Source organism: Microbacterium sp., from assembly GCF_052099035.1.
Classification (GTDB): domain Bacteria; phylum Actinomycetota; class Actinomycetes; order Actinomycetales; family Microbacteriaceae; genus Microbacterium.
The window spans coordinates 1-4,939 of sequence record NZ_JBQDSX010000120.1 but is presented as its reverse complement, the minus strand read 5'-3'; the positions used below and the strand labels follow the sequence as shown (position 1 = coordinate 4,939).

The following is a 4,939-nucleotide window of genomic DNA, read 5'->3' as shown; positions in this document are numbered from 1 at the left end:
GCTCGTCGAGATCGACGCGATCGCCATCGTCGAAGGCTGATCCACCCGCCGCTCTGCACCGCCGAGCAGCGGTGACGATCCGTGACATGTGTTTTACTGGTGTCCGATCTCACGAGAGTTGTCGTGAAGTGAGACACGGGACCCCGAAATCTCGCGGAAGTCAAGTTAGTGCTACAACTCAATCTGTCTCACGCGAGTTGTCGGAATTTTCATCATTCGCCTCGAAAGCGTTCGAGGCCGCGGGGTCGAAGGACAGCAACGCTGCTCGGTACGGCCGCGCAGGGCTTAGGGTGCAGAATTCAGTGCATGGAGATGAATGCGGGGCGTCGGGCTGCGCGAGCGCAATATGGGCGGCGTGCCGGCAGACGCGCGGCATCGACCGACACGATGACGACGGAGGGCAACGCGTACGGCGAGGCAGTCCGAGCGGTTCGGGCGGGCGAGCTCGACGCGGACGAGGCCGCGGACCAACTGATCGACCAGATGACTGTTGAGGAGGTGCTCGGGCTGCTCGACGGCGACTCCCCGAGGCTGCTGCTGCCGCTCATCCCGATTCTGCACGGTCGGCGGCCGTTCGTGGCCGGGGCCGTCTCTCGGCTCGGTATCCCGGGCATCCGGTTCAGTGATGGTGCCCGTGGCGTCGTTATCGGTGCTTGCACCGCCTTCCCTGTGACGATCGCGCGGGCCGCGACCTGGGATCCGTTGTTGGAGGAGCGGGTCGGCCTCGCGATCGGTCTAGAGACGAGGGCGCGGGGTGCGAACTACTCCGCCTCCGTCTGCGTCAACCTGCTTCGCCACCCCGCGTGGGGCCGTGCGCAGGAGTGCTATGGCGAGGATCCTGTGCTCACCGGTCGGATGGGATCGGCCCTGACCCGCGGCGTACGCGTGCACGCGATGGCATGCGTCAAGCACTTCGCGCTCAACTCGATGGAGAATGAGCGCTTCGAGGTCGACGTATCGGTCGACGAGCACGCCCTGCACGAGGTGTACTTGCCGCACTTCAAGGCCGTCCTGGAAGCTGGCGCAGACTCCGTGATGAGTTCCTACAACCGGGTGCGGGGCGAGTACATGGACGTCAATCGCGCGCTGCTCACCGGTGTATTGCGGAATGAGTGGGGCTTCTCGGGGTTCGTGACGAGCGACTGGGTGTTCGGCACCCACGACGCGGTCGTCAGCATTCAGGCGGGGATGGACGTGGAGATGCCGCTGCGACTGCTTCGCGCCCGCGATCTGCCGACCGCGCTGCGGCGCGGGGATGTCGCCCGCGCGACTGTGCTGCGGTCCGCGCGCCGCATCCTGCGCACCGGCGTGCTGCATGCAGCGACCCGCGAGGTGGCGAGGCCAAGTGCCGCCCTCATCGCCTCCCCGGCACACCGGGCTCTTGCTCGCCAGGTTGCGGAGGAGTCGATCGTGCTGCTCAAGAATGAAACCTCTGGCGCGGCGCCGCTTCTGCCATTGGCTCCAACCATCCGGCATCTCGCGGTGATCGGAAGACTCGCGCCACGGGCGAACCTTGGCGATCATGGCTCGTCACGCGTGCGGCCTCCCTCCGCGGTCTCGCCGCTGCGGGGGCTGCGTGAGGCGCTGCCGTCGGTGCGGATCACCACCGCCTCCGGCACGAACGAACGCGCCGCAGCCGCGGTTGCGGCTGCGGCGGAGACGGCGATCGTGGTCGTCGGCCTGGACCAGCACGACGAGGGCGAGTCGGTCGTCACCGGCGGCGTCGACGTGGGTGTGCTCGGTCGGGAGTTTGGCTCGGGTTTCCTCCGTCGGCCGCTCATCGGTCTCGCGCACCTGGCGTCGCGCTTCGTCCGAGGTGGCGACCGCAGCTCGCTCAACCTGCGCCCCTCCGATGTGCGCCTCATCCGCACGGTCGTTGCCGCCAATCCTCGGACCATCGTCGTACTGATCGGCGGCAGCGCGATCCTTACAGAGGCGTGGCGAGACCGCGTGCCAGCGCTTCTCCTCGCCTGGTACGGCGGTATGGAGGGCGGCCGTGCGCTCGCGAACGTACTTACCGGCGGTGCAGAGCCCGGCGGACGGCTGCCGTTTGTGCTGCCGACGGATGCCGCGCATCTGCCATCGTTCGACCGCGCGGCGAAGTCCGTCATCTACGACGACAAGTGGGGCCAACGCCGGCTCGACGGCGAAGGACACGCGCCCGCGTTCCCGTTCGGATTCGGCCTGGGTTACACGACGATCGAGCACCGGCTTCTGGACCACAGGTTCGACGACTCAGGCGGCAGCGCGGACGTGCTCGTAACGAACACCGGCGACCGTGAGGGCTCGACCGTCGTGCAGATCTACGCCGCGGACGTGTCAATCCGCAGGCCGGTAGCTCAACTGCTGGGCTTCCAGAAGGTGAAGCTGCAGCCTGGTGTGGAGACGACAGTGCGGATCACCCTGGATGCGGGGCCCACGCTGCAGCGCGATCCGGCGACACGGCGCTGGTCCACCCGCGCCGGCGACTGGGCCGTGCTCGCAGCCCAGCACAGCCCAGCCAGCTGGGCGGACGCACGGCAGTTGCGACATGCTGAGAAATCGATCGACGAGGAAAGCGCCTCGGACGGTCGGCCGACCTGAGGCCGGTATGGGTTTGATACCGGCGTTCACCCGGGAAGGATAGGAAAGGATGCCGACAGCCCCTCGACGCGAACGGGTAGCGCGCCATCGCCCCGCAGCATAGCGCGGAGTACACGCCGCTCCTCCCACCGGAACGATACGGCCGCTTGGTCGCGCCGCAGCACCAGGCCCCCGTTCGGAGTCGCGTACCGCTTCTGCAGATCAGCCAGCTCCTCAGCGCGCAGCAGCGCGACTGTGCTGCCCTCAGCCGCGTCGATGAGGCGGACCAGCGAGGTGGGCCCCGTCAGATCGGTCGCGACGAGGCGCTGCTCGCTCGCGGCGAGGATTGTCTTCTGCGCCGCGCGGGTCACGACCAGCGGACGGGACGGCCCGTCAAGCAGACCGCTCAGCACGTCTGACGCGGCGTCAGGGCGACCGATACTCTGCGCCGCAGCCCGCATCCGCTTCAGACGGCCCGGCTCACGCAACACCTCATCGATCTTCCAGCCGATCGTGGCGGCGGTATTGCAGCGGACGGCTGCCCCCTGCTCCATCAGGTAGTCGCCATTGCGGACCTCCTGCCCCGGGATGGGGTTCACTAGGACCATGGGAAGCCCTGCGGCCATGCACTCCGACGCCGACAACCCGCCCGGTTTGCCCACGAACAAGTCGGCGCGGCGCAGCAGCTGCGGCATCTCCGTGGTGAAGCCGAGCACGCGGTAGCGGTTGTCAGCGGTCGACACCAACTGCTCGATGCGCTGCCGTAGCCCGTCGTTGCGTCCGCACACGACCGTGGCAGTGAACGGGGAGCGCATGTGCAGCGTCTGCCGTACGACCGCGACGGCGTAGTCGCCGCCAGTCGCGCCCGCGGAGATCAGCAGAGCCGGAGGGTCGTTGGCGTCGCGCGGGGGCGCGTTGTTCACCTGAGTGCTGATCGGGATGCCGGTGGCCGCGATGCGGTCGGGAGGCAGGCCGAGCGCGGTCAGTTCCACCCTCCCTTCCTCCCTTGCCACGAAGAGCGCGTGGAAGGCGCCCGTAAGCCACAGGCCTTGGAAGTCGTAGTCCGTCGTGACGACGGCGGTCCTGGCGTCAGTAAACCCGCGAAGAAGCAGTGACGCCATCAGCTGGGCAGGCAGGAAATGTGTGCACACGATCGCGGTCGGTCGGAATCTCTTGATCGCCCGGACGACCGGAAGGGCGTTCGCCCGTGTCCAGGGATCGATCGGCCCACGGCGCCGGAACGGTGGGTCGCTGATGTCGTAACCCCACTCGATCAGCCATGGCAAGTCCTCGACCAGGGCGAAGTAACCCTTGCTCAGCACGTCGCGGTACAGTGCGCTACTCACCTGCAGCACATCCAGCACCTGCACCTCGGCAATGTCCGCGCGCCCGGCACACGCCTTCTGCACCGCCGCTGCGGCGCTATTGTGCCCCGATCCCACCCCTGCGGACAGGATTAGTAGGCGCTCCCCTTCAGCGGTCTTGGGGCCTTGTGCCGACGGTCTGCGCATGAAGAGATGCTAGCGGGCCGCATCACGTCCCGGCCTACCCGCCCTCGACGTGCTCACTCGAGGTGTGCGGCTGACTCCTCGAGCATCTTCTTCACGAGTGATTGCTTGCCTCGGCGCCGTCTCTGGAGGGCCCTCCGCGGGGTGGACGATCAGCACGGGGCAGTGCGCATGTTGTGCACAGGCCGTGCTCACCGATCCGAGCAAGAGACCGACGAAACCCCCGTGTCCGCGACTGCCGAGAACGAGCATATCCGCGCCCTTGCTTCGCTCGATCAACGCGTGCGCAGCCGACCCCGGGACGATCGTCGTGATCAGGCCCGCTGGAGGTGAGTCTGTGAACGCCTGGCGGATGGACGTAGTCAGGATCTTCTCCGCATCCGCTTCCGGAGACCAGCCGTCGATTGGATAGTAGAGATTGGGGAATTCCCAGGCGGTCACGGCCTCGATGGCGGCGTCGAAGAGCGGAGCGATTCGCTCGGCATAGCGGAGCGCTTCAAGGGAAGAGTCGGAGCCATCGACACCGACAACGACGCGGGCGACTGGAGAGATATTTGTGTCTGTCATACCTAAAGCATGAGGAGGAAAGGACGCAGACACCAGGTCCAAGGTCCCGTCCCGGCAGTGCGCGGTTGGGGATGTGGAGGAGGGACTTAGGGCGTGTCTGACACAGATTGAGGGCTGGCTTAAGATTCATTTCGTGTCGCGAGTTCAGGTGATCTCGGATGCTCGTGGTCCTTGGTCGAGGGGATGCTGCCGCGTCCGACAGATAGGCCGGGCCGAAAGTTCTCATACGCCAAGCTGATGGTGGAGGCATCGTGTACTGCCGGAGGCCGCCTGAACACGGCATAGGCCGCGCTCGCTGCGGA

3 protein-coding genes are annotated in these 4,939 nt (G+C 66.8%); 1 reads left to right on the top strand and 2 read right to left on the bottom strand.

Features of this window, described 5'->3' with window-relative positions; translation table 11 throughout:
* The first annotated feature begins 306 nt into the window (after window positions 1-306).
* Window positions 307-2,583 carry a beta-glucosidase gene (locus ACTIAO_RS17025; RefSeq protein WP_441907285.1) on the top strand — a complete coding sequence of 759 codons (2,277 nt, stop codon included), beginning with the start codon at window positions 307-309 and terminating at the stop codon, window positions 2,581-2,583.
* Between the two features lie 26 nt (window positions 2,584-2,609).
* Here ACTIAO_RS17025 and ACTIAO_RS17020 read toward each other — a convergent pair whose 3' ends face one another.
* Window positions 2,610-4,073 carry an MGDG synthase family glycosyltransferase gene (locus tag ACTIAO_RS17020; RefSeq protein ID WP_087013715.1) on the bottom strand — a complete coding sequence of 488 codons (1,464 nt, stop codon included), beginning with the start codon at window positions 4,071-4,073 and terminating at the stop codon, window positions 2,610-2,612.
* Window positions 4,074-4,082: 9 nt separating this feature from the next.
* On the bottom strand, window positions 4,083-4,637 hold the full coding sequence (locus tag ACTIAO_RS17015; protein ID WP_087013718.1) for a universal stress protein: 555 nt from the start codon (window positions 4,635-4,637) through the stop codon (window positions 4,083-4,085).
* Between the last annotated feature and the right edge of the window lie 302 nt (window positions 4,638-4,939).

Excerpts from the sequence above, each read along its gene's own strand:
- ACTIAO_RS17015 (WP_087013718.1), bottom strand. The coding sequence starts at position 4,637 with ATGACAGACACAAATATCTCTCCAGTCGCCCGCGTCGTTGTCGGTGTC.
- ACTIAO_RS17020 (WP_087013715.1), bottom strand. The coding sequence starts at position 4,073 with ATGCGCAGACCGTCGGCACAAGGCCCCAAGACCGCTGAAGGGGAGCGC.
- ACTIAO_RS17025 (WP_441907285.1), top strand. The coding sequence starts at position 307 with ATGGAGATGAATGCGGGGCGTCGGGCTGCGCGAGCGCAATATGGGCGG.